The 2,913-nt window shown below is 77.1% G+C and carries 3 protein-coding genes and 1 pseudogene; all 4 read right to left on the bottom strand.

All coding sequences use genetic code 11. The features are described 5' to 3' along the window. A pseudogene (locus AE652_RS45785) lies at positions 1-488 on the bottom strand (hypothetical protein); the annotation flags it as partial. Beyond that, on the bottom strand, positions 482-604 hold the full coding sequence (locus AE652_RS49130) for a hypothetical protein (RefSeq protein WP_255357480.1): 123 nt from the start codon (positions 602-604) through the stop codon (positions 482-484). The pseudogene AE652_RS45785 and the gene AE652_RS49130, both read right to left, overlap by 7 nt. Positions 605-609: 5 nt before the next feature. Next, entirely contained in the window at positions 610-1,611 is a 1,002-nt protein-coding gene (locus AE652_RS38830) for an SMI1/KNR4 family protein (RefSeq protein ID WP_049660184.1), read from the bottom strand. Positions 1,612-1,749: 138 nt separating this feature from the next. Next, entirely contained in the window at positions 1,750-2,811 is a 1,062-nt protein-coding gene (locus AE652_RS38825) for a DegT/DnrJ/EryC1/StrS aminotransferase family protein (protein ID WP_234348700.1), read from the bottom strand. Positions 2,812-2,913: the final 102 nt, after the last annotated feature.

Below are 2,913 nucleotides of genomic sequence, written 5' to 3'. Positions count from 1 at the left end.
GGCGGCTCCTCGACGGGCGCGACAGCCGGAACGGACGCGGGCGCGGCAGCGGCGGCAACAGCGGCCGGAGCCGTCCCGAGCCGCTCCGCCTCCGCCGCGATCGCCGCGGCCCCCGCCTCCTGGAGCCACTGCGGCGGGCTGAGCAGGAAGGAGGTCGCCTCCACCGGCCCGGGCGCGGGCTTCGCCGCCCCCGCCGGGTTGGCCGCCACCGGCCGCCCGTAGACCTCCTCGTACTGCCGGACCACCTCGTTGACGGGCAGCGCGGGCCAGAGCGTGCTGGCGCCGGAGTCCCGGGCGATCACCAGCCGCGCCTCCCCCGAGCCGCCGCCCGCACCGCCCGAGCCGTCGGCCGGGCCTGTGGGCGCCACCGCCCAGCAGACGAAGCCCAGGTCGAACTCCCGGACCCGCACCTCGCGCTGCTGCGAGCGCGGCACCCCGCCGTTGATCCACTCCTCGGCGAGCTCCTGCGCCTGCGCGTACGTCACCACGCCCGGTTCACCCCTGTCCGCATCCTCTTCGTCCCCCGTTCCACCGCGACCACCTCGGCCACCGACACCACCGCGACCACCGACACCACCGCGAGCACCACGAGCACCGCGCCCACGCGCCTCAGCCGACCGGGACGGCCCGGGCGAACCCGCCGTCCACCATCAGCTCCGCGACCGTCTCCAGCTCCGGCGGGCTGCCGGCCAGCCGGAGCAGGAAGGCGTCGAAGTCCTCGCCGCAGGGCAGCAGCAGCCGGGCGCAGCGGTCCTCCGGCGCCTCCGGGCCGCCGGCGTCGCGGGCGTCGTCGTACAGGTGGAACCAGACCGAGCCGGTCCGCTCGCCGCGCACCTTGAGCGCGACCAGGCCGCCCTGCGCGTAGGCGATGCCCAGGTAGTCCTTGGTGAGGTGGTCGCGCAGGCACTTGTTGGCGTACACGACGTCGTCGGTGCCGTACTCCTCGGTGAGCGTCAGGAACGGCTGGTCGAGCAGCAGTCCGAGCTCGGTGTCCAGCGCCACGCCGACCGGGGCGCGGCCGCCGCCCAGCTTGAGGAAGGTGCGGTAGGCGTCGGGCAGCCGGTAGCCGAGGCGCTCCTCGGCGCGCTGCACCAGGTCCTCGGGGACGCCGATCGGGTCGCCGCCGTCCCCGGCCAGCGAGAAGTGCACCGGCCTGCGCTCCTGCAGCGGGCGGGTGCCGCGGCGGGTGTGGTCGGCGGCGGAGGTGGCCAGGCCGCCGTGGTGCCGCAGCAGCGCCTTGACCTCGACCGGGACGAGCTCCATCCGCCGCCAGCCGGGCGCGGCCCGGCCGACCGCGTGGTGCCAGGTCCAGCCGGGCGGGGTGGCGACGGCGGTCGGGAGGTCGGCCCAGAGCGGGTGGCCCTGGGTGTAGAGCGCGGCGTTGGCCGAGACGTAGTCGGTCAACCGCAGTTCGTCCACGCCGAAGCCCGCCGGCGGGTCGGCCACCTCGGCCGCGGCGGCGGCGTACGGACCGAAGTCCGGGAAGCCGTACTCGTCCACCCTGACCCCGGCGGGGTGCCGCTCCGCGCGGACCGGGTCCGGGAACTGCACCACCTGACCTGCGTACGCCGCGTTCGGTGCGGCGGCGACGCCGGGCCGACCTGTCGTCATCTGGGAGCCCCCACTGGCTGCTGCAAAATACGGTGCTTGCTGGGCACCAGCCTAGGGCCTGCCCTCAACCCCCGGTCAGCCAGGCGGACGACGGGCCCCTGCCCCGGAGAGCCCGGAGCGCAGGCAGTGCCCCCGCCGTCACAGCCGCCCGCCCAGCGCCCGCGCCAGCGCCTCGGCCACCCGCAGCTGCCGGGCCTCGGTGAGGTGCGGGTGCAGCGGCAGGCTGAGCAGTTCGCGGGCGGCCCGCTCGGCGACCGGGAACGTCCCCTCGCGGTGGCCGAGGTGACGGAACGCGGGTTGCAGGTGGACCGGCACCGGGTAGTGCACCCCGGCGCCGATCCCGGCGGCGTGCAGCGCGGCCAGCACCGCGTCGCGGTCCCGACCGGGACCGATCCGCACCGGGTACAGGTGCCGGACGTGCTCGTTGCCGGGCGCGGTACGGGGCAGGGCGAGTCCGTCCAGCCCGCCCAGCAGCGCGTCGTAGCGGGCGGCGGCGGCCCGGCGGGCGGCGTTCCAGGCGGGCAGCCGGCGCAGTTTGGCGCGCAGCACGACGGCCTGCAGCGCGTCCAGCCGGGAGTTGCAGCCGAACCGTTCGTGCCGGTACCGGTCGCGGGCGCCGTGGTCGCCGGTCAGCCGGACGGCGTCGGCCAGGGCGTCGTCGTCGGTGAGCACCGCCCCGGCGTCACCGTAGGCGCCGAGGTTCTTGCCCGGGTAGAAGCTGGTGGCCGCGATCCGCCCGTACCAGGTGCGCCCGTGCTGCCGGGCGCCCTGGGACTGCGCCGCGTCCTCCACCACCGGACGGCCGTCGGCCGCCGCCAGCAGCGGGCCCATCGGGGCGAGTTGGCCGAAGAGGTGGACGGGCAGCAGCGCGACCGCGCCGGGCAGCGCGGCGGCCCGTTCCGGGTCCATCAGCAGGTACTCCGGGTCGACGTCGACGAGCACCGGGCGCAGCCCGGCCCGCAGCACCGCCTCGGCGGTGGCAACGAAGGTGTTGGCGGGCAGCACCACCCCGCCGCCGGGCGGCAGGTCCAGGGCGCGCAGGGCCAGTTCGAGCGCGTCGGTGCCGTTGGCGGCGCCCACGCAGTGCCGGACGCCGACGAAGGCCGCGTACTCCCGCTCGAAGGCGGCCACTTCGGGGCCCTTGACGAAGGCTCCGGAGGCGAGCACCCGGTCGAAGCCGGCCCGCACCTCCTGCGCCACCTCGGCGTGCGCCGCCGCCAGATCGACCAGCGGGACGCCCTCCCCCCCCGCACCCCCGCCCCGGGCCGGAACCCCCCCCCCCCCCCCCCCCCCCCCCCCCCC

Source organism: Kitasatospora sp. MY 5-36 (assembly GCF_001182915.1).
Lineage (GTDB): Bacteria > Actinomycetota > Actinomycetes > Streptomycetales > Streptomycetaceae > Kitasatospora.
The sequence above is the reverse complement of the archived record's forward strand: the minus strand, read 5'-3'. Positions and strand labels throughout refer to the sequence as shown.